The sequence below is a fragment of the Citrobacter sp. RHBSTW-00881 genome (assembly GCF_013728515.1).
Classification (GTDB): domain Bacteria; phylum Pseudomonadota; class Gammaproteobacteria; order Enterobacterales; family Enterobacteriaceae; genus Citrobacter; species Citrobacter braakii.
Window position 1 is genome coordinate 2,171,405 of the sequence record NZ_CP056269.1, and the last position, 24,037, is coordinate 2,195,441.

Genomic DNA, 24,037 nt, shown 5'->3' on the forward strand with positions numbered 1-24,037 from the left:
TAAAAAATCTGTCCGACGCGCCTCAGCGACGCGCCGGAACCTGTCGTAACAGCCCCGGGTTATTCCTGAAAAACCTGGGCGACCAGATTATGAAAATGGGCAATGCCATGCTCGGAGATGCCACTGCCGCTGGTGTCTGCCATAATGCGTCCCTGGCCGCGATACCCGCGCGATTTCAGCCCTTTTTGTACGCTTTCAACCAGACGTAAATCTTCAGGACGAAAGACGTTGCGATACCATTCGATCAGTTGTTTCTGCTCTTCGGTCAGCTCTTCGTTGGTGAAGTAGATGTCATAGTTTTGCAGCGTGGTTTCCGCATCTACCGGGAATTCGTAGATAACGGTCATCATGCCTTTGATTGGCGTCACGTTGAGCATGGTGCACGGCCACAGCCAGAAACCGTGGAAGGCGGCATCAACCCCTTCTTCGAACTTAAATGACTGCTCTGAAGGTTTGGCGAAACCGTATTGCAGCGTCCAGTTGCCGTGCATGGTATGCCAGTAACGGTCAACCTGGACCGAGTCGGAAAAACCTGGATGGGCCGGACCGCAGTGGTAGCACTCCAGATAGTTATCGACAATATTCTTCCAGTTGGCTGGGGTACGGGTCGTAAAGCGCGCAGCAAGTTTCAGGTCATGCACGTCTGGGCAGGCTTCGATAACTTTGTCTGCAAGACCTGGGAGTTGTTCTTCCACGTTGCCCGCGTTCGGATCCATGTTTATAAACACGAATCCGGCATATTCTTCCAGGCGCACCGGTGTAAGGTGCGCTTTTTCGCTGTCGAAGTTGGCGACGTTTTCGCAGTTACGCGCATGCGCCAGATTGCCGTCAAGTTTGAACGCCCATGCGTGGTAAGGGCAGGTAATCACATTTTTCGCTTTCCCCTCGCCGCTCAACAACTGATGACCGCGATGCGGGCAGACGTTGTAGAAGGCCCGCAGCACGTTATCGCGACCACGTACCAGCACGATATTCTCGCCAATCACTTCTCGGGTAACATAATCATTGGGTTTCGCCAGTTCGCTACTGTGAGCGACGCAAATCCAGCTTTTAGCGAACACCTTTTCTTGTTCGTGTTCGAAAGCCTGATGGTCGGTATAAAACCGGGCCGGGATAGTCCAGGCATCCTGCGGGTTGGCACAGAAATTTTGCGGCAGAATAAACTCAGGGCTCAGATTGCTCATTGGAATACCTTTAATTTGTGAGTAAGAGGATTTTTGTACTGGCGCTTAATTGTCGCCTTTGAGTAGTGTCCCGGCCGGTGGCGCGACCGGGACGTCAACTGGCGCTTCGGGAATATGACTTTCAATTTGATGCGCAGGAACGTGGGCATAGTCCTGCCGTACCCAGCGCAGAAAACCGCCAACCTTCACCAACAGGATGGCGAGGAATGGAAGAGCGGTCAGAACCACTGTGGTCTTCATGGTTTCCAGTGACGCGCCGGTGAACAAAATCGATAATGGGATCAGGGTGATAACCACGCACCAGAACAGACGAAGACTGCGCTGCGGATCTTCCCCTTCCTGCAGGTTGCGCGTGCTGGTGGCCGCCATGGTGTAGGCCACAGCATCCATGTGTGAGGCGAGGAATATAATCATGATCGCCAGATACGCCACCAGAAACAGTTTCCCGGCAGGCAACGACATCAACACTTGCTGTACGGCCGTCTCACCACCCAGCGTCGCCATAACCTGCGGTACGTCGATCACGCCGTTCACAAACTGGTGAATGGAGTAGCTTTCCATCACGCCAAAGAAGAACCAGCAGCCAACAGTGCTACCGAGGATTAATGCCCAGATAACCTCTTTGATTTTGCGACCACGGGATACGCGAGTGACAAACATTGCCACGCCCGGCGTGTAGGAGATCCACCACAGCCAGTAGAACACTGTCCAGTTACGGGTGAACTCACCGTTGCCAAGCGGGTCGGTGAAGAGGCTCATTTGCAAAAAGTTTTGTGTCGTCAGGCCGATGGCGTTGATGATGTTATTGGTGATGAACTCGGTCGGGCCGACGATCAGCACCAGCAGCGGCAGTAAAAACGCCCCCCAGCCGACCATTTTGCTCAGACGTTGCAAACCGTTATTGATGCCAATCCAGGAACTCAGGCAGAAAATGCCGCCAGAGAACAGGATCACAAACGCCTGCACCGTGAAGTTATCCGGTAACCCCGTCAGGGCAGACAAACCGCGGGTAAAGGTGGCGGCGGTGACGACCAGAGAGATAGTTAACGCGCCAACTGTCGCGATCAGGAACATCAGGTCAACCAGGCGACCCCAGACACCCTGCGGATGCACGCCGGTAATGGCGGCGATAATCCCGGACAGGCTCAGTCCTTTGTTTTTACGCACATGGAAGTGGTAGGCCATGGTTAATGAGGCCAACGTGTAGGTCGCCCATGCGCTGATCCCCCAATGGAAAAAGGAGTAAGGCAGGCTGTATTCCAGCGCTTTTTGCGAGTGCGGCGTGATATTCAGACCCGGGGTCTGGTAATAATAGGCCCACTCAGCAACGCCCCAGTAGAGCGTGGAGGAGCCTAATCCGGCGCATATAAACATAAACAGCCAGGAGAGCGTGCTGTATTCCGCTTTACCTTCTCCCAGACGGATGTTGCCGTATTTACTGGTAGCCAGCCAGACGACCAGACCCATAGCCATCAGAACGAGGATCTGCACGGCGGAACCCAGCATCCGGGTAACGCCGTTAAAAAGGGTATTTGCGACTTGTGCAGACTGCTGAGGGAAGAGACTAAGTGTGGCGGCGATGAAAAGAATAGCCACCAGGCTGATGGCTATCAGCGGCATGTCTTTTTTCTTGACGTTGCTCAACATGGGATCTCCTGGGCACAGTTGCCCGCGTATGGCATTAGCCTGTCGTTGTTATCATGCTGTAGGGGTAGAATGAGTTACTTTGTATTTAACAATTTTATTATTTGTTCTTTACATGAATTAAACAATTGCCCGATGCGTGAAGCAATAAAACACGGAACGGAAATAATAAAAGGTGAATTAGCGCAGGTTATTGGCTCCACAAAACGCATAAAAAAGCCGCGTCAGTGACGCGGCTCATATTTCGTGGTTTGACCTCTAACGTAGTGCCTGACAGATGGCTTCTCCCACCTGTTGCGTGGTGGCGCTGCCTTTCATATCCGGCGTTTTCGGGCCGCTGGCAATAACGTGCTCAATTGCCGCCAGAATACCGTCGTGGGCAGCCTTATAGTTGGCATCACCCTTGCCAAGGAAGTCCAGCATCATGGCGCCAGCCCAGATAGTGGCAATCGGGTTGGCGATGTTTTTTCCGTAAATATCGGGGGCCGAACCATGCACCGGCTCGAACAGGGACGGGAAGGTGCGTTCCGGGTTTAAGTTGGCAGAAGGCGCGATGCCAATCGTCCCGGTACAGGCCGGACCCAGATCGGAGAGGATGTCGCCGAACAGGTTGGAAGCAACCACAACGTCAAAGCGCTCCGGCTGCATCACAAAGCGGGCGCACAATATATCGATATGCTGTTTATCCCAACGGATCTCAGGATAGTTAGCCGCCATTGCTTCAACACGCTCGTCCCAGTAAGGCATGCTGATGGCCAGACCATTGGATTTGGTCGCCGAGGTCAGGGTTTTGCGCGGGCGGTTTTGCGCCAGCTCGAAAGCGTAACGCAATATACGATCCACGCCGCGACGGGTGAAGACCGACTCCTGGATAACCACCTCGTGTTCCGTCCCTTCACTCACGCGTCCGCCGAGAGAAGAGTATTCTCCCTCGGTGTTCTCGCGTACGACGTAGAAATCAATGTCGCCTGGCTGCTTGCCCGCCAGTGGGCAAGGGACTCCCGGGAACAGGCGTACCGGACGCAGGTTGACGTACTGGTCGAATTCGCGGCGAAACTTAAGCAGCGAGCCCCATAAAGAGATGTGGTCCGGTACGGTGTCCGGCCAGCCAACGGCGCCAAAATAGATAGCATCAAAGGATTGCAACTGCTCATGCCAGTCATCCGGCATCATTTTGCCGTGATGGGTGTAGTACTCGCAGCTGGCCCATTCCATTTGCTCAAAGCTGAGCGACAACCCCCAACGCTCGGCGGCTGCCTGTAACACATGAATGCCTTCAGGCAGCACTTCTTTACCAATGCCATCTCCGGGGATAGCGGCAATACGACAGGTTTTCTTCATAGCAGCTCTCACTTGTACGCCATCAAAATTGACTTTCCCCTTATCCTATAATTGACTGATTAAGAGTTAATCCCCCTAACTGGTGAAACATAAAACACAGATCATGAATAATCTGCCGCTGCTAAATGATTTACGCGTCTTTATGCTGGTTGCCCGTCGGGCAGGATTTGCCGCCGTTGCCGAGGAACTGGGTGTATCACCGGCTTTTATCAGTAAGCGAGTAGCCCTGCTGGAGCAGACACTGAACGTGGTGCTGCTGCACCGGACAACGCGGCGTGTAACCATCACGGAAGAGGGGGAGCGGATCTACGAATGGGCGCAGCGGATCCTGCAGGATGTCGATCAGATGATGGACGAGTTGTCTGATGCCAGGCAGATCCCGCAGGGGATGCTACGCATTATTAGTAGCTTTGGTTTTGGCCGTCGGGTGGTGGCTCCGGCGCTGTCTGCGCTGGCAAAAGCGTACCCGCAGTTAGAACTGAGGTTCGATGTTGAAGACCGCCTGGTGGATATGGTGAATGAGGGCGTCGATCTTGATATTCGTATCGGGGATGATATCGCGCCGAACCTGATTGCCCGTAAGCTGGCGACTAACTACCGTATTCTGTGCGCCTCGCCGGAATTTGTGGCGCAGCACGGGACGCCGAAGCAACTCAACGATCTCTCCACTTTTCCTTGTCTGGTTATCAAAGAGCGCGACCATCCGTTTGGCATCTGGCAAATGCGTAATAAAGAGGGCGCTCACTCAATTAAAGTTACGGGGCCTCTGTCGTCTAATCATGGTGAAGTGGTACATCAGTGGTGTCTTGATGGGCAGGGAATTGCCCTGCGTTCGTGGTGGGACGTTTGCGACAACATTGCCGGTGGACATCTGGTACACGTATTACCCGAGTATTATCAACCAGCAAATATATGGGCGGTTTATGTTTCTCGGCTGGCGACGTCGGCAAAAATCCGTATTACGGTTGAGTATTTGCGCCGCTATTTTGCCGAAAACTATCCAAAGTTTACTTTGGAATAAATCCGCAACAGCTGGCAAGAAACTGAAAATAAAAAAGGCAGAATAATCTGCCTTTTTTGCAACTATAACTCACTGAGCAAAGCCGTTATTTAGACTCTTCAGCTTCAGGTAATGTCACGTTAAGTTCGAGGATAGAAATATCGCCGTCTTTTTGTTCAAGCTGTACGGTGACCATTTCGGGATCAATTTGTACATACTTGCAGATAACCTCGAGAATATCTTTCCTCAGTTGCGGTAAATAATGTGGCTCGGCGTCACTACGACGACGTTCCGCAACAATAATCTGCAGTCGCTCTTTAGCGATGTTCGCTGTGCTCTTTTTCCGCGAGAGAAAAAAATCCAGTAATGCCATAACTTATCCTCCGAACAGGCGTTTGAGGAAACCTTTCTTCTCTTCTTCAATGAAGCGGAAAGGACGTTCTTCTCCCAACAGACGGTCTACGGTATCAGCATAGGCTTTACCGGCATCAGCATTGATGTCGAGAATAACCGGCTCACCCTGGTTAGACGCGCGCAGGACTGACTGATCTTCAGGAATCACGCCAACCAGCTTGATTCGCAGAATTTCCAGTACGTCTTCCATGCTCAGCATGTCACCTTTATTTACGCGGCCAGGGTTGTAGCGCGTCAGCAACAAATGCTCTTTAATCGGATCTTCACCGTTTTCCGCACGACGAGATTTCGACGCCAGAATACCCAGAATACGGTCAGAGTCACGTACAGAGGAGACTTCCGGGTTAGTGGTGATAATCGCTTCATCGGCAAAATACAGGGCCATCAGCGCGCCGGTTTCAATACCCGCTGGGGAGTCGCAGACGATGAAATCGAATTCCATCGTTTTCAGGTCGTCCAGAACTTTCGCGACGCCTTCACGCGTCAGCGCGTCTTTATCGCGAGTCTGTGAGGCCGGAAGAATAAAGAGATTTTCGGTACGCTTATCTTTGATTAACGCCTGATTTAACGACGCATCGCCCTGAATAACGTTGACGAAGTCGTAAACGACGCGGCGTTCACAACCCATAATCAGATCGAGGTTACGCAGGCCGATATCAAAATCAATAACGACAGTTTTCTTTCCCTTCTGGGCCAAACCTGTAGCGATGGCCGCGCTGGAGGTGGTTTTGCCAACGCCCCCTTTACCCGAAGTAACAACAATAATGCGTGCCATAGAAATTCCTTGTTAAAAAGGGATCAATTCAACGGTTGAACTGTCAAAGCGTTCTCTGCTAATTGCAGACGGGCCGCTTTGCCATAAAATTCTGCTGGGATTTTATCACTCAGCCAATAAACACCTGCGATAGACACCAGTTCTGCCGTCAGATGGGTACAAAAAATTTGCGCTTCACGATCGCCGCTTGCACCTGCCAGCGCACGGCCTCTCATCATTCCATAAACATGAATATTGCCATCAGCGATAAGCTCTGCGCCCGCACTGACGTGGCTTGTAACAATCAGATCACATTGTGGAGCATAAATGCGCTGACCGGAACGAACCGGCACATTTATTAATCGTGTTTTTGTGATGGGAGTAACGTTTTGCGGCGGAGCGACGGGAGCCGGGACCTCGACAGGCGCAGGACGAATAGCTTTTTCTTTACCTTCAGTCAGTAAAGGAAGACCCATTTCGTCGATTTCTGCCTTTAGTCTGGCGTCTTTGCATCCGCTAACGCCAATAATGCGCAATCCGGTAGACGCGACAACTTTCTGCAGCGCTAACCAGTTTACCGGGCTTTCAAGACCACTCACGTTAACCACCACGGGAGCATGTTTTAAAAAAGCTGGTGCCTGCGCGATTTTGTCTTCCAACGCCTGACGAATAACCTCGGGTTCTGCTTCATGTAAATGAACCACTGATAAGGTGAAGCTACTGCCTTTAAGCTCGATTGGCGTGTTTGACATCCTGGCCTTACTCAATTTGCTATTTATCATCCCCAGCGCGGGGTGATATTCCGAAGACTATAAGGCATGTTATAGTCAGTATTATATTGAGGCAAGCCACCATTCCGTGAATTCAGAGTAAAAGATATGTTTTGTGTGATCTACCGAAGCAGCAAACGTGACCAGACCTATTTATATGTCGAAAAAAAAGACGATTTCTCGCGCGTTCCTGAAGAACTGATGAGAGGATTTGGTCAGCCGACGCTGGCAATGATGTTACCGCTTGATGGGCGAAAAAAATTAGTTAATGCCGATCTTGAAAAAGTAAAACAGGCCCTGACCGAGCAGGGCTATTATTTACAAATACCCCCGCCGCCAGAAGATTTACTTAAACAGCATCTGGCAGCGGCAAAACAAAATACACCAGACGCTAAACGTTAAACTGCATCCGGCAGCAGCACGTTCCATCGATGCAGTACCTGAAATCTATGACTACGTTAGGGGAAAGTAATGTATCAACATCACAACTGGCATGGTGCTCTGCTGGATTATCCGGTGAGTAAGGTGGTTTGCGTAGGGAGTAACTATGCCAACCATATTAAAGAGATGGGCGGAACCACCCCGGAAGAACCGGTTCTGTTTATTAAACCGGAAACCGCGCTGTGCGATTTGCGCCAGCCGCTGGTGATCCCATCTGATATGGGGTCTGTCCACCATGAAGTTGAGCTGGCTGTGCTGATTGGCGCGACTCTGCGGCAAGCGACAGAAGATCATGTGCGCAAAGCCATTGCCGGTTATGGTGTCGCGCTGGATCTGACTCTGCGCGATATTCAGGGCAAAATGAAGAAGGCGGGGCAGCCATGGGAAAAAGCGAAGGGTTTTGATAACTCTTGCCCGCTGTCTGGATTTATTCCGGTGGCGGAGTTTAACGGCGACCCGCAGGATACGATGCTTGGATTAACGGTCAACGGTGAAACTCGCCAGCACGGCTCCACGGCGGACATGATCCATCACATCGTTCCCTTGATTGCTTATATGAGCCGTTTCTTTACCCTCAAAGCGGGCGATGTGGTGCTAACGGGAACGCCAGCAGGCGTGGGACCTTTAAGCAGCGGCGACGAACTGGCCATCAGTTTTCACGGTCAAACGCTAACAACCCGCGTGCTGTAATCTCTGCTTGCCGCCTTTTCGGGCGGCAAAACTTGCATCAGCGTGCCAGACTGGTTATAAGGTGCAGCTTTATTGCAATAGCGGAAACCCTGATGAGCGACATACCTTTCTGGCAAAGTAAAACCCTTGATGAAATGACCGATGCCGAGTGGGAGTCATTATGTGACGGGTGCGGTCAATGCTGCCTGCATAAGCTGATGGATGAAGACACTGACGAAATCTACTTTACCAACGTCGCCTGTCGTCAGCTCAACATTAAAACCTGCCAGTGTCGTAATTACGAACGTCGATTCGAGTACGAGCCTGACTGCATCAAACTGACGCGTGATAATCTGCCGACTTTTGAATGGTTGCCGATGACCTGCGCCTATCGTCTGCTCGCAGAAGGAAAAGGGCTGCCGGAGTGGCACCCGTTGCTGACAGGATCAAAAGCGGCGATGCACGGTGAACGTATCTCAGTTCGTCATATTGCGGTGAAAGAATCGGAAGTGCGTGACTGGCAGGATCATATCCTGAACAAACCTTCATGGGCTGATTAACGTCATGAGGTTAAAGGGTTTTGTTTCTACTCATTTTGAGCATGGGGCATCTGTGGGGCACTGACTCCAAAATTAGCGTTCAATATTGCCAGTTGGTTGTCATTGTTGTCGGACATCCATTTACCGTAAACGCTGTAAACCATCTGTGCGGACGTATGCCCCCATTTGAGCCGCAATGAAGTTGGGGTTGGCTCCGGCGCTTAATGCCCAGCAAGCATATGTGTGTCGAGATTCATATGACTTGCGGTGCGGAATACCGCTCCTTCTTAATATGTTGTTCCACGTTCCTGAGAATGACCCGGGCGAGTACCATTCACCTCCTTTACCATTCCTTGCCGTTACCCAGCGGCGCAATTTTCTGGTGATGCTTCTTAATGATCGGCGGCACTACTGCATTCCATTTCGGCTTAGGCCTGCATTTCATCGTCTGCTGAATCTCTGCCACACATTTACGTCCCTGTGCGCGTACTGCGTTGTCTTACTCTGGTGTCATGCGGCCTCCGTTTTCATCACGTCAATCGCGCAGCCTGGTAGTAGTTCGACAGCGGGCCCGTCACACTGATTTCCCCACACATCGAAGCCATGCGACGACTGGCGCGCGAATATCTCAATGCGTGGAACTTCTCCTAGCAGTTGCACCAGTTTCTCGCGAACGATATCCGGCTTACGGGAGTTCTCCAGCCGCGGTGCGGTGACGTGCTGGCAGATGGAAGCGTCCATGCGTTTTGGCAATTTGCCACGTACCGCAAACAGGCAATCTTCACTATTAGCCCGGGTCATGTGCCCCATGCCGATCGCGCTGTTGCCTTGTGCTTATTCGTCTTGTGCCAGGTGAATCCCTTCATGGTCATCAGGCGGAATCCCCACGCCTCGACAACTTTAAGCGCTTCAATCGGCTGCGTCGGCACCCACCACATCGCTAGAAGGCAGCTATCGGCAGCCAGATCCCATACCGGAAGACGGCAGATATCATGAACATTTATCACCGGATATTTGAATCCTGCCCCGCGGTCGCCATCTGCTGCTTTGTCGCGATAGCTCCACGGCGGATCTGCATAAATCAGAGTGTATTTTCCGGCTATCAGTCGCTCCTTATCTCCCCATAACGACCGCGATACTTACGCATACGGTCATCAACGTAATCAGGCTCAACGGGACCAACTACCATCCACCCCGGTCTGAATGAAGCTTCTAAGTTGGCGCACCAGACTTCCTTTTCGTGCAACTCCTGAAGCCTGTCTTCCATGGTTGGCTTCTGGAAATCGTTATTAGCGATAGCTGCAAAGCAACGAGCCAGCACCTCTTCTTTAGTGCCGGATCGCTTTGGTGGGCGCAGATACCCAGCCCCGTGAAGAGGTGATGACATTTGATGCTCCTGATTATTAGTAGATGTCGTCCAAGTGTCCGATCAGGTCTGATTTCCAATCATCTAGTTCGGTAACTTGCTTATCGCTGAAGAGAGGGTTTCCAGTAGGTGAGCGAAAAATTGATTTCTCGCCTTTCTTTACGGCGTATCCATCTTCCAACCATGAATCGAAAGTTGCCCACTTTTCTATTTTCCGCTCTTTCATCTGTAGTCCTTAAAATGGGATCTCATCGTCGAAGTTCATCGGGGGCTCATTGTTCTTATTTGCCGGTTGTTGTTGCACTCGTTGCTGATTTTGGCTATTTCCTGCCGGTTTTCCTTCTGCCTGTTTCCCGCCAAGCATCTGCATGGTTCCGCCGACGTTAACCAGAACTTCCGTGGTGTACTTTTCAACGCCGGACTGATCAGTCCATTTACGTGTACGTAGCTGGCCTTCGATGTAAACCTGCGAACCTTTCCGAAGATACTCGCTTGCTACTTCAGCCAACTTGCCAAACAGAACCACCCGGTGCCATTCGGTCTGCTCTTTCATCTCGCCGGTTGCTTTGTCCCGCCATGATTCCGAAGTTGCCAGTGTGATATTGGCTACCGCGCCACCATTTGGTAGATAGCGAACCTCAGGATCTTGCCCAAGGTTGCCAACGAGGATTACTTTGTTTACTCCGCGAGAACTCATTTAGCCCACCTTTTACCTGTTTTTATGTTGCTAATTAATGTCTTTGAAACTCCCATGCTTGCAGCGATCGACAACTGGCTCTCTGAGCGCTTCAGGCGTTGCCTTATTTCCTCAACCTGCCATTCAGTCAGCCTGGCCCGATGATGAGCTTCGCCTTTTCTTGCGCCGACATGTCGTCCCTTCAAAACTTTGTCATCCATGTTGTCTTGCGCTGTTCCAAGGAAAAGGTGCTGAGGATTAACACAACATGGATTATCACAACGATGGCAGACCATAAGCCCGGTAGGGATTGGTCCATTGAAAAGCTCGAAAGAGACGCGGTGGGAAAGTAGCGTTATCCCGAATGCTACGAATTTCGTGTACCCACCTTTGTTTTTCGCATAAGTGGATTCCCAGCAGCCGCTTTCAGCGTCAATCTGATAACTGCTGTTGAATCGCTCTATGATCCCGCTAAGGTGAGACATTTACGCCGCCTGTTTGAGTTCTCTGATTCGAATTCCGGTTACGTCTTTGCATTTAGCCTGGTGATCAGGCCATCCGTTAAGGCGTTGCCATGTTGATGCGTACTGTTCCTGAAGTTTCTTGCTGTCGTTCTCTGCTCCGGCGTACTGCGTAAACTCTGCAAGAATCTGGTCTGCATCAGCCGGTTTGATGTGATGTACCTCAGCATCGGCATCGATAGCAGTTTGCTCTGTTGGTATGCAGAAGGTCTGGAATGCCGCGTATTTGTAGGCGATCGACATAGCCTTGTTGGTGGCCTTGTCTCCGCTATCCATTGCTTCGCCAAAGAAGATGCGTTCATGCAGATCGTACCGGCTCCGGTAGCGACTGACATCATGCGCCTATTCCCTGAGAAATCCGCCGCGATCATGTACCACCTGGGAGCCAACCCAGAGAAAGCTCGCCAATTGCTGGCGATGGACGGACAGCTTGCGCTGATTGAATTGGCCCGACTATCAGACCGTTTAACTCTCAAGCCTCGTGGGCAACAGGTTTCTTCCGCACCACCTGCAGATCAGTCAATCGCTGGCGATGTAACATCCGCTAACCGTGACGCATTGCAGCGTCAGATGGATGCAGCATCAGCTAAAGGTGATGTAGATACCTATCGAAAGCTCAAGGCACAATTGAATAAAGGATCTCGTAAATGAGCTTAAAAGAAGGCCAACTGGTCACCTACGCTATCGATGAAATCATCGAAACCGTTCAAAACCTGACGCCTATGGCGTCTAAAACCACCAAGAACACCCCGGCAGCGGCATCTATGCAGCGTTCAAGTAACACTGTCTGGATGCCAGTAGAGCAGGAAGCGCCAACGCAAACCGGTTGGGATCTGACTGGTAAGCAGACCAACGTTCTCGAATTGTCAGTAAAATGCAACATGGGCGATCCGGATAACGATTTCTTCCAGTTGCGTGCTGATGATCTGCGTGATGAACGTTCTTATCGTCGTCGTATTCAGGCGTCTGCTAAGAAGTTGGCGAACAACATTGAAACCGCGATTGCTAAACAAGCAACTGACATGGGCTCTCTGGTTGTTCATGACTCTCGCACCATTGGTCCTGCTACCGGTTTGAGTGGTTGGGATTTCCTGTCATCTGCAGAAGAACTGATGTTTGCTCGCGAACTCAATCGCGACATGGGGATCAGCTATTTCCTGAACCCATCTGACTATCGAAAAGCAGGTCGCGATCTGACCGCCGGCGACATCTTCGGTCGCGTTCCTGAAGAGGCATATCACAACGGCACTATCCAGCGTCAGGTTGCTGGTTTTGACGATGTGATGCGTTCTCCGAAGTTGCCGACCGTGGTTGGTTCTACTGTTACCGGAGTGACCGTTACTGGTGCTCAGAAGTTCAAGCCTCAGGCGTTCACCACTGATACCGACGGTAACAACGAGAACGTTGATATCGACAGCGCCATAGGGCAGAATCTTGGCAATGACACTCTTCGTCGTTATAAACAAGCTAACGCCATTTACGCTGATGAAGCCAACAAGCTCCAAAACACCCGACTCAAGAACGTTATCATGAAAGGTGACTTAACTCCTGAAGTGGTTAACAACATGCTTTTCAGCAAGAACAAATCAGAGGTGCAGAACCTATACCGGTCAGTCGGACAGGTAGGTCGTGCTCAGATGCGTAACGGAATCATCGGAAAGGCCATGGAGAAATCTGGCGGATCTCCTGATCAGTTTCTGAGACAGGTTAACTTGATGTCTAACCAGACGGGAATTGCGTTTAAAGGACGTGATGCTGCCTATCTAAAAGGATTGAAGAGCTACCTTGAGGCAACCAAGCGTGCAGGACAGGCCGGGGTTACGACTCCAACTGGTCAGCAGGCTGTTCCTTTCGTTGCTGCAGCAGCGGCAATAGCTAGCCCTAAGTTTGCAGCAATTGGAGGTGGCTATGGAGTATTGGCTAGACTTTATGAAAGCGAGATAGGAAGAAACGCCGTATTAAGATTAGCGAATACGCCAAGAGGATCTACTACATTTGAAAAAGCACTATCTGATGTTGAACGCGTCCTAAATTCTGTGGCTCAGGGTGCAAAATCTGAATCATTAAGAGAATAATTTCTTAATCAATAAGGCGAATGCCAGCCCTAAGAATACGAAAGCTATGTTCATCAAGTTCTTGCTATGAATGCCAAAATTTGCATGATCATTTTCGTGTTTTCTAAACTCCTCTTCATGAATTCTGGATGTTAAATTATTCAACTCTGATTCTGCGCTAATCAGTTCATCTTTGATCATATCTCTTTCTTTGCATGCTGCGTCGTAATGTGAGACGTCCGCTTTACCAGAAGCGAGATATGATTCGTGGGCCGAAAAAGCCTTCTCTTTAGCCGCTTCAAGATTTTCTTTCAGATCAAAGACTTCGTTATGAAGTTCCTTTAGTTTGAGATTATATCGTTCATTGCCGTTCATAAATCCTCCTCAAATTTTAAGCAATTATAACCGACCTTAACGCAAGGCTGCGCAAGTTTTAGCTTGTGCGGTTTTGCTGCGCCTGGAGCACTGTAAATGTCAGACATCACTGCAAATCTTGTTATAGGAATGCCTTCTCAGTTGTTCACTATGCCAAGGTCATTTAAGGCTGTGGCGAATGGTAAAATTTATATCGGACAACCTGATACTGATCCTACTAGTCCTGCTAATCAGATTCAGGTTTATGTAGAAAATGAAAGCGGTGATCTTGTTCCAGTATCTCAGCCAATAATTATCAATATGGGCGGCTTCCCGGTTCTGAATGGACAGATAAAGAAGTTCGTCACAGTTCAGAATTATAGTATGGCGATTTACGATTCCTACAATGCACAGCAATTCTATTTTGAAGATGTAGCCAAGTATGATCCTGACCAGCTCCAGCAGCGCCTTGCAAGCACCGATGCTGGATTGGGCGATTCATTAATTGGTGTTAAATATCCTGAAATTGGAGGATATCCAAGGACGCAGCATGAGAAAAATCAGGACTATATAACTCCTGAAGATTTTGGGGCTATCGGAGATGGCACAAATCATCCGCTTAGTGAGCGATTTTTAACCTTAAGTTCTGCGCAAACTGTTTATCCTTTTGTTTCCTCACTCACACAGACAATCGATTATGCCGCCCTACAATCGGCATTAAATACTGGAATGCCAATCAATATCATCTCACAATTGATAGTTTCAGATAAGATAACCAGCACAAATAAAAATGTTGTGTTGACAGCTGCAGGAGTTGGTCACGCCAGCGTTAAATTTACAACGGTTAATGGTGGTTTTGACTTCACACTTAAACCTCAGGACTCTACGCCGCCACAAGTTCTAACGATGGCTGGGTTTGATATCTACTCGGATATTGCGGTTTCCGCGCCCGCAATAAAAGCCTCATGGGGGTATCGTCAGCCAAGCGCTAGCGGTCAGTGCAATATTGAGAACTTACGAATACACAGCGGGAACGCAACCACAGGCAGCTTTGAGGCCGGGATAGACTTAATCTATTGCTTCCGTCGATTTATCAATAAAGCCCAGATCTTGGGTGATAATAATCGCAGTGGAAATGATGCTTATCGCCTGCAAGGATGCGTGGAAATCAACCTTACAGACTACATGGCTAATCGTTATAAGTGTCCGGCGAGGATCAAGAAATTCACACCTTCTGACCCTCAAACTGAAGGTATCTGGTTTAATGGATGCTGGTTGTATGACTGCAATATGGGTATTTATTCCCATGACCAGGCAATTCATATCAGTATCATGAGCACATTCATCAACCCAAATGGAACTTCCTCATCACCTATAAGCAACATTGCTGCTATCGATGTTGCTAACTGCTCACAATACAATATTGTTGGCAATGTTCTTTATATTGGTGGTCTTAGTACTGATGGGGATAATCAAGACTGTATCCGCATAGATGGCGGAGGAGGAGGAGTAATTGATAGCAATCAACTTATTTCAGTAATGAAAGCTAACACGCGATACGGAATTTTAATTAGTGGCGAAGCTATCTATGGTAAATTTACAAACAATAAAATTTCTTCGTTCACAAGTGAGGGGATAAGGATTTCGTCAGGATCTGCAAAAGGAAATCAGATTTCGGATAACTACCTGTATGACTGCGGGCTGCAAATTGGAGACGCGGGAGTTGGGAATATCAAGTTTGGCAACATTCAGTGTGCTGCTCTTGACTCCCCTAAGCCATTAAATCCTCTATTAATCAATACCACGGGCCAGGCTGGCGTAGGAAAAATTTCTGGTGATGCTAACTGGGGGACTCTTATCTGGCCGAACTCTGGAAGCATGGCTGATCTTGGCTTTTGCGGAGTTGATGGCGTTGTTGTATCCAGCGTTGCTGTTGGCCGGGCTGGTTTTAAGATATACACAAAAACAGCACTCCCATCTCCTTCGCTATGGGCTGCAGGCACGATGGGAGGGTTTATTTTTGTTACAGATGATGTCGGAGGATTCACCCCTGCATTTAGCGACGGCACCAACTGGAGGCGTGTAACAGATAGAAATGTTATATCGTAGTAAAATGGAGGGGAGAGCCCCCCTGAGGGATCCCCCTCCATTTTACGCTACAAAAGTATGTATGCTAGAACACCAAACGGAAGGATAAATATCACTGGGACAGCAAAATATTTTGATAATTGAGAAACCACAGAACCATGCTCACCGGTAAGCTCTTCATGTCTGAATTTGTCAATTTTCTTTTCCATAGTCATATATAATGCCAACCCCAGCAGGCAGCTACATATAGAAACAACAGTACCAATGGATATGTGATTGAATAATCCATTTAAATACTCTTTATGCTTTTCGAAAAAGGCTAAAATTGGAAAGTGTAAGATATATGCAGGGAACGACATTTCACCTATCATTCTGTCAATTTTGTTTTTTCTGGTCATCGAAAAAAGCACAGGAATAGCGAGACCAATTGCTGCCATTTGCCACAATGGCATTATTGTTACTGTATATGATGCTGCCGCGAATGAAATTATAGCCAATATATAGTAATTATTTACCATCCCCTTACTGAACTGATAGCCAAAAGCTCCCATAGCAAAAAATACAAATGAAGATGGGTACCAGTAATAAAAGAATGAAGCACTTTGTGCGATACTGAAATGGCTTGCTGACGTGATTGGGTAAGTGAGCTTATTAAGAATTAATAAGTAAATAACGCCAACAGCGAAGTATATGAATGTTCTTTTTGGTGATTTAACTATAAATGGAGCTACGATGTAAAAAATTAGTTCAACACTCAAGGACCATGCAGGAGGGTTTATTGTCATTGACACGGGATTTTGGCACGCCCCAGATACCATTGGCGCACAAATAAGATAAGCTGCATCTTGACCAAAGATAAATAAGTTTTGAAGCAAGAAATATATCTTTGATTTATCCGTCAGAGACATAAAAACATCATAATAAAAGCCGCCTGAAATAATAAGAGATAACAATATCCCAACAAAATATGTCGGGTATAGTCTTAACGCACGGCTTTTGTAGAATGTTACTACTGGAGTATCTTTGTATTTCTCATTCAGTACCATTGCCATGTAAAAACCTGAGATGATAAAAAACAGGTTTACTGCGTACCATGCACCTATCCCCATAAATCCAAAAACAGTAGATTTTGCATGCCCTGAAATTACTGACAATGCTAGGGAAGGTGCGAACAAGTCCCTGATATGAGATCATGTTTGTCATCTGGAGCCATGGAACAGGGTTCATCATGAGTCATCAACTTACCTTCGCCGACAGTGAATTCAGCAGTAAGCGCCGTCAGACCAGAAAAGAGATTTTCTTGTCCCGTATGGAGCAGATTCTGCCATGGCAAAACATGGTGGAAGTCATCGAGCCGTTTTACCCCAAGGCTGGTAATGGCCGGCGACCTTATCCGCTGGAAACCATGCTACGCATTCACTGCATGCAGCATTGGTACAACCTGAGCGATGGCGCGATGGAAGATGCTCTGTACGAAATCGCCTCCATGCGTCGGTTTGCCCGGTTATCCCTGGATAGCGCCTTGCCTGACCGCACCACCATCATGAATTTCCGCCACCTGCTGGAGCAGCATCAACTGGCCCGCCAATTGTTCAAGACCATCAATCGCTGGCTGGCCGAAGCAGGCGTCATGATGACTCAAGGCACCTTGGTCGATGCCACCATCATTGAGGCACCCAGCTCGACCAAGAACAAAGAGCAGCAACGCGATCCGGAGATGCATCAGACCAAGAAAGGCAATCAGTGGCACTTTGGCATGAAGGCCCACATTGGTGTCGATGCCAAGAGTGGCCTGACCCACAGCCTAGTCACCACCGCGGCCAACGAGCATGACCTCAATCAGCTGGGTAATCTGCTGCATGGAGAGGAGCAATTTGTCTCAGCCGATGCCGGCTACCAAGGGGCGCCACAGCGCGAGGAGCTGGCCGAGGTGGATGTGGACTGGCTGATCGCCGAGCGCCCCGGCAAGGTAAGAACCTTGAAACAGCATCCACGCAAGAACAAAACGGCCATCAACATCGAATACATGAAAGCCAGCATCCGTGCCAGGGTGGAGCACCCATTTCGCATCATCAAGCGACAGTTCGGCTTCGTGAAAGCCAGATACAAGGGGTTGCTGAAAAACGATAACCAACTGGCGATGTTATTCACGCTGGCCAACCTGTTTCGGGCGGACCAAATGATACGTCAGTGGGAGAGATCTCACTAAAAACTGGGGATAACGCCTTAAATGGCGAAGAAACGGTCTAAATAGGCTGATTCAAGGCATTTACGGGAGAAAAAATCGGCTCAAACATGAAGAAATGAAATGACTGAGTCAGCCGAGAAGAATTTCCCCGCTTATTCGCACCTTCCCTAGAAATAACCTCAAAAATCCCATTACTTATCATTCCGTTAATTGTGTAAAAAATGCTCAAATTTGTGATGATTGCAAACCATTGTGAGAAATCAATATTAGCACTGTGGATGGGGTTGATTAAGAAAATGAAGTTTAGATTATCATAAATTATGATCTTGATCAGAGTAATGTGATATGTATCACCAACCATAAGCGATCTGGTGAGTGCGACGGATGATCTGTGATGTGAGACAAAAGTGGGACACACAAAACTTTGCATCGGTTTGCAAGGCTTTGCATGTTTTCGAAAATGGGGCATGGGTGGGGCAAAAAATTAGCGCAAAACAACTCAAAACCTCTGAAGGTGGTGATTCGTCTTGCGCTAACACTCTGCTTTATGACTGCTTTCGGTTCACTTCGACGCACAATAATTTAATAGTGCCGCCTATCCTGAACAAACCTTCATGGGCGGACTGAGCCGCCCATCGATTAGCAGGCGTTAAGGGTTAAGACTTTTTCGCCTGATACATCTCATCGGAGTGGTTGTCATCTTCCACCCAGAAGTTAATGTTGAATTGCGCATCGTCGCTTAATTCAACGCGATGCCAGTACTGCGGTGGGCTGGTCGCGAACTGACCGGCATTAATAACCACTTTCACTTCAGGTTCTTTTGCGTCTTCATTGGCAAAGCCATAATACGTTACCGTACCTTCCATCACGCAGAGCTGTCCAAACACGCCTGCTGCGGTGTTATGGTGAGAAAGAAGTGCTGCCGGGACGTTGTCTTTGGTAAAGAAGGGAGTAGAGCGTTTTACTTTCCAGTTTGCCGGGATGCGTAAATGGGACATCAGACATCTCCTTGGTGTGGCATCTATAAGATGCATTTAATATACATCTTATAGATGCCAGCAGGCAATGAATTTAAGGCAAAAAAAACGCTCCCGAAGGAGCGTCTCTGTTAGCGACCGAAGAGGTCACGTTTTTTCGGTTTAAACGGCTGTGCTATGACTACCAGCACGGCGACCACCAGGTAAGCGGCGAAGATCCCCAACAGCCACTGTGGCATTTCCAGGGTTAAAAAAGACCACTGGCGTTCAGCACAGTCACCGGATGCTAAAAACACCTGCGGCAGCCATTTGTCCAGCGGCAGCCAGCTCGGGAAGCGTGCGGCAAAATCACAGGTCATAAACGGTGATGGGTGCAACTGAATCATGGTGTGCTCATACGCTAACTGCAGCCCGCGCCAGGCACTGTAAATCCAGATAATCATCGCCACATAGCGCAGCGGCGTTTTTGGTGCGATAGCCCCCACCAGCCCCGCGCCCATCACGCCAAATAATGCGCTACGTTCGTAAATACACAACACGCAAGGTTTTAGCAGCATGACGTGCTGGAACCACAGCGCGACAAGCTCCAGCGCAAAGGCGGTTAACGCCAACAATAACCATGCACCACGACCTCGGGAGCACTGGTTTAAAAATCGCAACATAATAATTTCCCTGCAACATGCGTAGAGAGCGCAGTTTAAACCAATTCAATTTATGCGCCACTAGCAGGAATTGAAAATTTGAGTAATCGGATAATTATCATGCAAAAAGTCAAACCGGGCAGTGATTTGCCCGGTAAATTGTTATGAAAGTGTAGCTAACCAGCCCGCTTGGGTCATCCACTCAGTCACCGGAACAAGCGTGAACTCGACGCATATCAGACCAACCAGCGTCAGGACGAGAGTATAAGGCAGAGCCATCCACACCATGCGGCCATAAGAGAGTCGAATCAAGGGTGCCAGCGCTGAGGTCAGCAGGAACAGGAATGCCGCCTGGCCGTTTGGCGTAGCAACGGAAGGCAGGTTAGTCCCGGTATTGATCGCCACCGCTAACAGCTCAAATTGGTTAAGGCTGATGGTCCCATGTTCCAACGCGGCTTTGGCTTCGTTAATGTAAATGGTGCCGACAAACACATTATCAGAGATAGAAGACAGCAGACCGTTAAAGAGATAGAACAGCGTCAGTTGAGCATGTTCAGAGGACTGCAAAACAAACTGAATAATCGGTGAAAAGAGCTGTTGATCGATAATCACCGCAACGATAGAGAAGAACACGGTCAGCAGGGCGGTGAAAGGCAGCGACTCGGTAAACGCTTTACCAATCGCGTGTTCGTCAGTAACGCCGGTCAACGACGTGGCCAGGATAATGACGGACAGACCTATTAATCCGACTTCCGCCAGATGCAGGGCCAGGGCAACCACCAGCCAGATACCGATAATCGCCTGGACAATCAGTTTGATTTTTTCCTGACGAGTACGCTGCTGACGGCTTTGATCGTCAAACTGTTGCAGGACATCGCGGACGGTCTCCGGCAGCGTTTCGCCATAGCCAAACCAGCGCAATTTCTCAACCAGCATGCAGGTTAACAGGCCGCAAATCAGCACCGGGACGGTGACCGGCGACATGCGCAGGAAAAAGTCACCAAAATGCCAACCAGCCGCTTTGGCGATAATCAGGTTTTGTGGTTCGCCGACCATAGTCATTACGCCGCCTAACGCCGTACCGACACCCGCATGCATCATCAGGCTGCGCAGAAAACCACGGAACTGCTCCAGTACGACCTTATTGTGCTGATCGATATGGCTATCATCGAGCATATTGTTGTCTTCCGTGCGGGAAGAGGCGAAACGATGGTAGATACCATAAAAACCAACCGCTACGCTGATTACCACGGCAACGACGGTCAGCGCATCCAGGAATGCGGAAAGGAAGGCGGCGGCAACGCAAAATGCCAGCGACAGCAGCATCTTGGAGCGAATCGTAAGCAGTAGGCGGGTGAAAATAAACAGCAGCAACTGCTTCATAAAGTAGATGCCAGCCACCATAAACATCAGCAGCAATAGCACCTCAAGGTTAGCGGCAACCTCTTCACGCACATGTGTGGCACTGGTCATGCCGATGATGACCGCCTCGATGGCTAGCAGCCCGCCTGGTAGCAGCGGGTAACATTTTAACGCCATCGCCAGCGTAAAAATGAACTCGGCCACCAACAACCAGCCCGCAATAAAGGGATTGATGAAAAATATAACCGGGTTAACGACTAAGAAAACGAGTAGTGCAAGTTTGTACCAGTCAGGTGATTGACCTAAAAAATTGCGCCACATAGCGCGGCCCCATGATAGCTCCATGGTGATTTCCCTACCTTTAAAAATGAAATCATGTTTTTATGTTTGACCGCAAAGCTTAGCGGGAGGAGGGAGTACAGGCAAGCTATTCACGCGACGGACAAGGCTGGCTGTGCTTCAGCGTAATCTGGAAAATGAAGCCTTGATCCACTTTTTCTTCATTGCGTCAGCTATCAGCCATGTAGCCCGTCTGGTATGATAACTGTAACTATGTTTTGCTGTGTAATGGAATTATCACTATGGTCATTAAGGCGCAAAGCCCGGCTGGGTTCGCGGAAGAGTACATCATTGAAAGTATCTGGAATAACCGCTTCCCACCTGGCACTATTTTGCCTGCTGAACGTGAACTCTCTGAACTGATTGGAGTGACACGTACCACGTTACGCGAGGTATTACAGCGTCTGGCGCGGGACGGCTGGTTGACCATTCAACACGGCAAGCCGACGAAGGTGAATAACTTCTGGGAAACCTCCGGGCTAAATATCCTTGAAACGCTGGCGCGTCTCGATCACGAGAGCGTGCCGCAGCTTATTGATAATCTGCTGTCCGTGCGTACCAACATCTCGACGATCTTTGTTCGTACCGCGTTTCGCCAGCATCCTGATAAAGCGCAGGAGGTTCTGGCAACGGCAAATCAGGTGGCCGACCATGCTGATGCGTTCGCCGATCTGGACTATAACATTTTCCGCGGTCTGGCATTTGCCTCTGGCAATCCGATTTACGGTTTGATCCTCAATGGAATGAAGGGATTATATACCCGCATTGGCCGCCATTATTTCGCCAATCCGGAAGCCCGCGCGCTGGCGCTGAGCTTTTACCGTAAGCTGTCAGAACTTTGTGATCAGGGTGCTCATGAGCAGGTATATGAAACGGTGCGTCGCTATGGTCACGACAGCGGCGAGATTTGGCATCGTATGCAGAAAAACCTGCCGGGCGATTTAGCTATTCAGGGGCGCTAATCGCAGCTTATCCGGCCTACGAAATGCATTGTAGGCCGGATAAGACGTTTTCGCGTCGCCATCCGGCAATAAGATTTACAGACCGTTCATCCTCGGCGGACAACGCTCCAGCAGTTCCACACTGCCGTCTTCATTCTGCTGCTCCAGCATCACGTCAAAACCCCAGAGCCGGTGCACATGCTTGAGCACCTCTTTGCGTCCTTTATCCAGCGGAGCGCGGTTATGCGGAATATAGCGCAAGGTGAGCGAGCGGTCGCCGCGCAGATCGACATTCCAGATTTGAATATTCGGCTCAAGGTTGCTCAGGTTATATTGCGACGACAGCCTGTTGCGGATCTCACGATATCCTTCCTCGTTGTGAATCGCGGAAATCTCCAGATAATTATGACGATCGTCATCCAGCACGGTGAACAGACGGAAATCACGCATAACCTTCGGTGACAGGAACTGGCTGATAAAGCTCTCATCTTTGAAATCGCGCATCGCGAAATGCAGGGTTTCCAGCCAGTCAGAACCCGCTATATCCGGGAACCAGTATTTGTCCTCTTCGGTAGGCGACTGACAAATTCGTTTAATATCCTGGAACATGGCAAAACCCAGGGCATAGGGGTTTATGCCGCTATACCACGGGCTGTTGTACGGCGGCTGGAATACCACGTTGGTATGGCTATGTAAAAACTCCAGCATAAACCGTTCGGTGACTTTACCTTCGTCATAAAGGTGATTAAGGATGGTGTAATGCCAGAAAGTGGCCCACCCTTCGTTCATCACCTGGGTCTGCTTCTGCGGATAAAAATACTGGCTGACCTTGCGCACAATGCGCAGCACTTCACGTTGCCAGGATTCCAGCAGCGGGGCGTTCTTCTCCATGAAATACAGCAGATTCTCCTGCGGTTCAGAAGGATAACGTCGGGCTTCCGCAACGGTTTTCTCTTCCTCTTTCTTCGGCAGCGTACGCCACAACATATTTACCTGGCTTTGCAGATACTCTTCACGGCTTTTCTGTCGGGCTTTCTCTTCCTGTAGGGAGATTTTTTGCGGGCGTTTGTAACGATCCACGCCGTAGTTCATCAGCGCGTGACAGGAGTCGAGGAGTTTTTCGACTTCATCCACGCCGTAACGCTCTTCACATTGGGTAATATAGTTTCGCGCGAAGATCAGGTAATCGACGATGGAGCTGGTATCCGTCCAGCTACGGAACAGATAGTTGTTTTTAAAGAAGGAGTTATGTCCGTAGCAGGCATGCGCCATCACCAACGCCTGCATGGTGATGGTGTTCTCCTCCATCAAATACGCGATACACGGATTGGAGTTGATAACAATCTCATAGGCCAGCCCCTGCTGACCATGCTTATACAAACGCTCGGTTTCAATAAATTTTTTACCAAACGACCAGTGCGGATAGTTGATTGGCATCCCGACGCTGGAGTAAGCGTCCATCATTTGTTCGGAGGTGATCACCTCGATTTGGTGCGGGTAGGTATCCAGTCTGTAGAGTTTCGCCACGCGGTCTATTTCCGCCAGATAGATATCCAGCAGATCAAACGTCCAGTCGGGTCCATCGCTTAACCGTGTGCTGTCCTTGTTCATGGAATCAATCGTAGCCATTCGCGCACCCTCATTGTTGGCGGCACTCTCTGTCTGGAGTACCTCATTTCAAGCATAGATCATGGTGTTAAAAAACGTGCTGCGGCTGAAATTTTTTCTTTGCGATTTCTTGTTAGCGAGGCGTCGAAAAACGGTATGGCCACAA

General features: G+C 49.3%; 24 protein-coding genes and 6 pseudogenes. 10 read left to right on the plus strand and 20 right to left on the minus strand.

Going from position 1 to position 24,037, the window contains the following annotated elements:
• Window positions 1–59: 59 nt before the first annotated feature.
• The 3 genes from yeaW to HV311_RS10330 form a co-directional block, all read right to left on the minus strand.
• Window positions 60–1,184 (minus strand): carnitine monooxygenase, oxygenase subunit YeaW, encoded by a 1,125-nt coding sequence (gene yeaW, locus HV311_RS10320; protein ID WP_181636605.1) that lies wholly within the window; start codon window positions 1,182–1,184, stop codon window positions 60–62.
• Window positions 1,185–1,229: 45 nt separating this feature from the next.
• Window positions 1,230–2,831, minus strand: a complete 1,602-nt coding sequence (locus tag HV311_RS10325) for a BCCT family transporter (RefSeq protein WP_141875276.1) — start codon at window positions 2,829–2,831, stop codon at window positions 1,230–1,232.
• 255 nt (window positions 2,832–3,086) lie between these two features.
• Complete coding sequence (locus HV311_RS10330; RefSeq protein ID WP_016153378.1) at window positions 3,087–4,169, minus strand: tartrate dehydrogenase; 1,083 nt, start codon at window positions 4,167–4,169, stop codon at window positions 3,087–3,089.
• A 103-nt stretch (window positions 4,170–4,272) separates the two neighbouring features.
• Here HV311_RS10330 and HV311_RS10335 point away from each other — a divergent pair, with 103 nt between their 5' ends.
• The gene (locus tag HV311_RS10335) at window positions 4,273–5,190 is read left to right on the plus strand and encodes a LysR family transcriptional regulator (protein WP_016153377.1); all 918 of its coding nucleotides are present in this window, start codon (window positions 4,273–4,275) and stop codon (window positions 5,188–5,190) included.
• Window positions 5,191–5,275: 85 nt separating this feature from the next.
• On the opposite strand, the gene minE is transcribed toward HV311_RS10335, so the two are convergent.
• Genes minE through minC form a run of 3 tightly spaced genes read right to left on the minus strand, consistent with a single transcriptional unit; the run spans window position 5,276 to window position 7,089 of the window.
• A complete protein-coding gene (minE, locus tag HV311_RS10340) occupies window positions 5,276–5,542 on the minus strand; it encodes a cell division topological specificity factor MinE (protein ID WP_001185666.1) in 267 nt (88 codons plus the stop codon).
• A gap of 3 nt (window positions 5,543–5,545) precedes the next feature.
• On the minus strand, window positions 5,546–6,358 hold the full coding sequence (minD, locus tag HV311_RS10345; protein ID WP_003020956.1) for a septum site-determining protein MinD: 813 nt from the start codon (window positions 6,356–6,358) through the stop codon (window positions 5,546–5,548).
• A 23-nt stretch (window positions 6,359–6,381) separates the two neighbouring features.
• A complete protein-coding gene (gene minC / locus HV311_RS10350) occupies window positions 6,382–7,089 on the minus strand; it encodes a septum site-determining protein MinC (protein ID WP_191221047.1) in 708 nt (235 codons plus the stop codon).
• Window positions 7,090–7,215: 126 nt separating this feature from the next.
• Here minC and HV311_RS10355 point away from each other — a divergent pair, with 126 nt between their 5' ends.
• The 3 genes from HV311_RS10355 to HV311_RS10365 all read left to right on the plus strand — a co-directional run bounded on the left by HV311_RS10355 (window position 7,216) and on the right by HV311_RS10365 (window position 8,777).
• Window positions 7,216–7,509: a YcgL domain-containing protein gene (locus tag HV311_RS10355; RefSeq protein ID WP_016153375.1), complete on the plus strand. Its 294-nt coding sequence runs from the start codon at window positions 7,216–7,218 to the stop codon at window positions 7,507–7,509.
• A 69-nt stretch (window positions 7,510–7,578) separates the two neighbouring features.
• The gene (locus HV311_RS10360) at window positions 7,579–8,238 is read left to right on the plus strand and encodes a fumarylacetoacetate hydrolase family protein (protein WP_016156786.1); all 660 of its coding nucleotides are present in this window, start codon (window positions 7,579–7,581) and stop codon (window positions 8,236–8,238) included.
• Between the two features lie 92 nt (window positions 8,239–8,330).
• The gene (locus HV311_RS10365) at window positions 8,331–8,777 is read left to right on the plus strand and encodes a YcgN family cysteine cluster protein (RefSeq protein WP_016153373.1); all 447 of its coding nucleotides are present in this window, start codon (window positions 8,331–8,333) and stop codon (window positions 8,775–8,777) included.
• Between the two features lie 26 nt (window positions 8,778–8,803).
• Here the strand turns inward: HV311_RS10365 and HV311_RS27985 are convergent.
• From HV311_RS27985 to HV311_RS10395, 8 genes and pseudogenes are all read right to left on the minus strand, one after another.
• Window positions 8,804–9,119, minus strand: a pseudogene (locus HV311_RS27985) (tyrosine-type recombinase/integrase); the annotation flags it as partial.
• Window positions 9,100–9,222, minus strand: a complete 123-nt coding sequence (locus HV311_RS27990; protein WP_326928900.1) for a hypothetical protein — start codon at window positions 9,220–9,222, stop codon at window positions 9,100–9,102. The gene HV311_RS27990 and the pseudogene HV311_RS27985, both read right to left, overlap by 20 nt.
• Window positions 9,223–9,266: 44 nt before the next feature.
• Window positions 9,267–9,859: pseudogene (locus tag HV311_RS10370) on the minus strand (MT-A70 family methyltransferase).
• Window positions 9,859–10,143 carry a hypothetical protein gene (locus HV311_RS10375; protein ID WP_191221048.1) on the minus strand — a complete coding sequence of 95 codons (285 nt, stop codon included), beginning with the start codon at window positions 10,141–10,143 and terminating at the stop codon, window positions 9,859–9,861. The pseudogene HV311_RS10370 and the gene HV311_RS10375 overlap by 1 nt, the downstream one beginning before the upstream one ends.
• A gap of 16 nt (window positions 10,144–10,159) precedes the next feature.
• A complete protein-coding gene (locus HV311_RS10380; RefSeq protein WP_191221049.1) occupies window positions 10,160–10,348 on the minus strand; it encodes a hypothetical protein in 189 nt (62 codons plus the stop codon).
• A 9-nt stretch (window positions 10,349–10,357) separates the two neighbouring features.
• Window positions 10,358–10,819, minus strand: coding sequence for a single-stranded DNA-binding protein (locus HV311_RS10385; protein WP_191221050.1), 462 nt, complete (start codon window positions 10,817–10,819; stop codon window positions 10,358–10,360).
• Window positions 10,816–11,283 (minus strand): HNH endonuclease signature motif containing protein, encoded by a 468-nt coding sequence (locus HV311_RS10390; protein ID WP_191221051.1) that lies wholly within the window; start codon window positions 11,281–11,283, stop codon window positions 10,816–10,818. The genes HV311_RS10385 and HV311_RS10390 overlap by 4 nt, the downstream gene beginning before the upstream one ends.
• Window positions 11,284–11,607: pseudogene (locus HV311_RS10395) on the minus strand (ERF family protein); the annotation flags it as partial.
• On the opposite strand from HV311_RS10395, the pseudogene HV311_RS10400 reads away from it, so the two are divergent.
• The 3 pseudogenes from HV311_RS10400 to HV311_RS10410 all read left to right on the plus strand — a co-directional run.
• Window positions 11,605–11,970, plus strand: a pseudogene (locus HV311_RS10400) (scaffolding protein); the annotation flags it as partial. The pseudogenes HV311_RS10395 and HV311_RS10400 overlap by 3 nt on opposite strands.
• A pseudogene (locus tag HV311_RS10405) lies at window positions 11,967–12,728 on the plus strand (P22 phage major capsid protein family protein); the annotation flags it as partial. The pseudogenes HV311_RS10400 and HV311_RS10405, both read left to right, overlap by 4 nt.
• Window positions 12,726–13,394, plus strand: a pseudogene (locus HV311_RS10410) (lytic transglycosylase domain-containing protein); the annotation flags it as partial. The pseudogenes HV311_RS10405 and HV311_RS10410, both read left to right, overlap by 3 nt.
• On the opposite strand, the gene HV311_RS10415 reads toward HV311_RS10410, so the two are convergent.
• The gene (locus HV311_RS10415; protein ID WP_191221053.1) at window positions 13,383–13,748 is read right to left on the minus strand and encodes a hypothetical protein; all 366 of its coding nucleotides are present in this window, start codon (window positions 13,746–13,748) and stop codon (window positions 13,383–13,385) included. The pseudogene HV311_RS10410 and the gene HV311_RS10415 overlap by 12 nt on opposite strands.
• A 96-nt stretch (window positions 13,749–13,844) precedes the next feature.
• Here HV311_RS10415 and HV311_RS10420 point away from each other — a divergent pair, with 96 nt between their 5' ends.
• Entirely contained in the window at window positions 13,845–15,836 is a 1,992-nt protein-coding gene (locus HV311_RS10420) for a phage tailspike protein (RefSeq protein ID WP_191221054.1), read from the plus strand.
• 47 nt (window positions 15,837–15,883) lie between these two features.
• On the opposite strand, the gene HV311_RS10425 is transcribed toward HV311_RS10420, so the two are convergent.
• Window positions 15,884–16,867 (minus strand): acyltransferase family protein, encoded by a 984-nt coding sequence (locus HV311_RS10425; RefSeq protein WP_326928889.1) that lies wholly within the window; start codon window positions 16,865–16,867, stop codon window positions 15,884–15,886.
• Between the two features lie 176 nt (window positions 16,868–17,043).
• Between HV311_RS10425 and HV311_RS10430 the strand changes: the two genes are divergently transcribed.
• Entirely contained in the window at window positions 17,044–18,024 is a 981-nt protein-coding gene (locus HV311_RS10430) for an IS5-like element IS5 family transposase (RefSeq protein ID WP_064349473.1), read from the plus strand.
• Between the two features lie 635 nt (window positions 18,025–18,659).
• Here the strand turns inward: HV311_RS10430 and HV311_RS10435 are convergent.
• From HV311_RS10435 to nhaB, 3 genes are all read right to left on the minus strand, one after another.
• Window positions 18,660–19,001, minus strand: coding sequence for a DUF1971 domain-containing protein (locus HV311_RS10435; protein WP_016153372.1), 342 nt, complete (start codon window positions 18,999–19,001; stop codon window positions 18,660–18,662).
• Window positions 19,002–19,111: 110 nt separating this feature from the next.
• Window positions 19,112–19,642 (minus strand): disulfide bond formation protein DsbB, encoded by a 531-nt coding sequence (gene dsbB / locus HV311_RS10440; protein WP_003844060.1) that lies wholly within the window; start codon window positions 19,640–19,642, stop codon window positions 19,112–19,114.
• 141 nt (window positions 19,643–19,783) lie between these two features.
• Window positions 19,784–21,328 (minus strand): Na(+)/H(+) antiporter NhaB, encoded by a 1,545-nt coding sequence (gene nhaB / locus HV311_RS10445; protein WP_016156785.1) that lies wholly within the window; start codon window positions 21,326–21,328, stop codon window positions 19,784–19,786.
• A 236-nt stretch (window positions 21,329–21,564) separates the two neighbouring features.
• Between nhaB and fadR the strand changes: the two genes are divergently transcribed.
• Window positions 21,565–22,284, plus strand: coding sequence for a fatty acid metabolism transcriptional regulator FadR (fadR, locus tag HV311_RS10450; RefSeq protein WP_016153370.1), 720 nt, complete (start codon window positions 21,565–21,567; stop codon window positions 22,282–22,284).
• A gap of 75 nt (window positions 22,285–22,359) precedes the next feature.
• Here the strand turns inward: fadR and HV311_RS10455 are convergent, their stop codons facing one another.
• On the minus strand, window positions 22,360–23,892 hold the full coding sequence (locus HV311_RS10455; protein WP_191221056.1) for a SpoVR family protein: 1,533 nt from the start codon (window positions 23,890–23,892) through the stop codon (window positions 22,360–22,362).
• Between the last annotated feature and the right edge of the window lie 145 nt (window positions 23,893–24,037).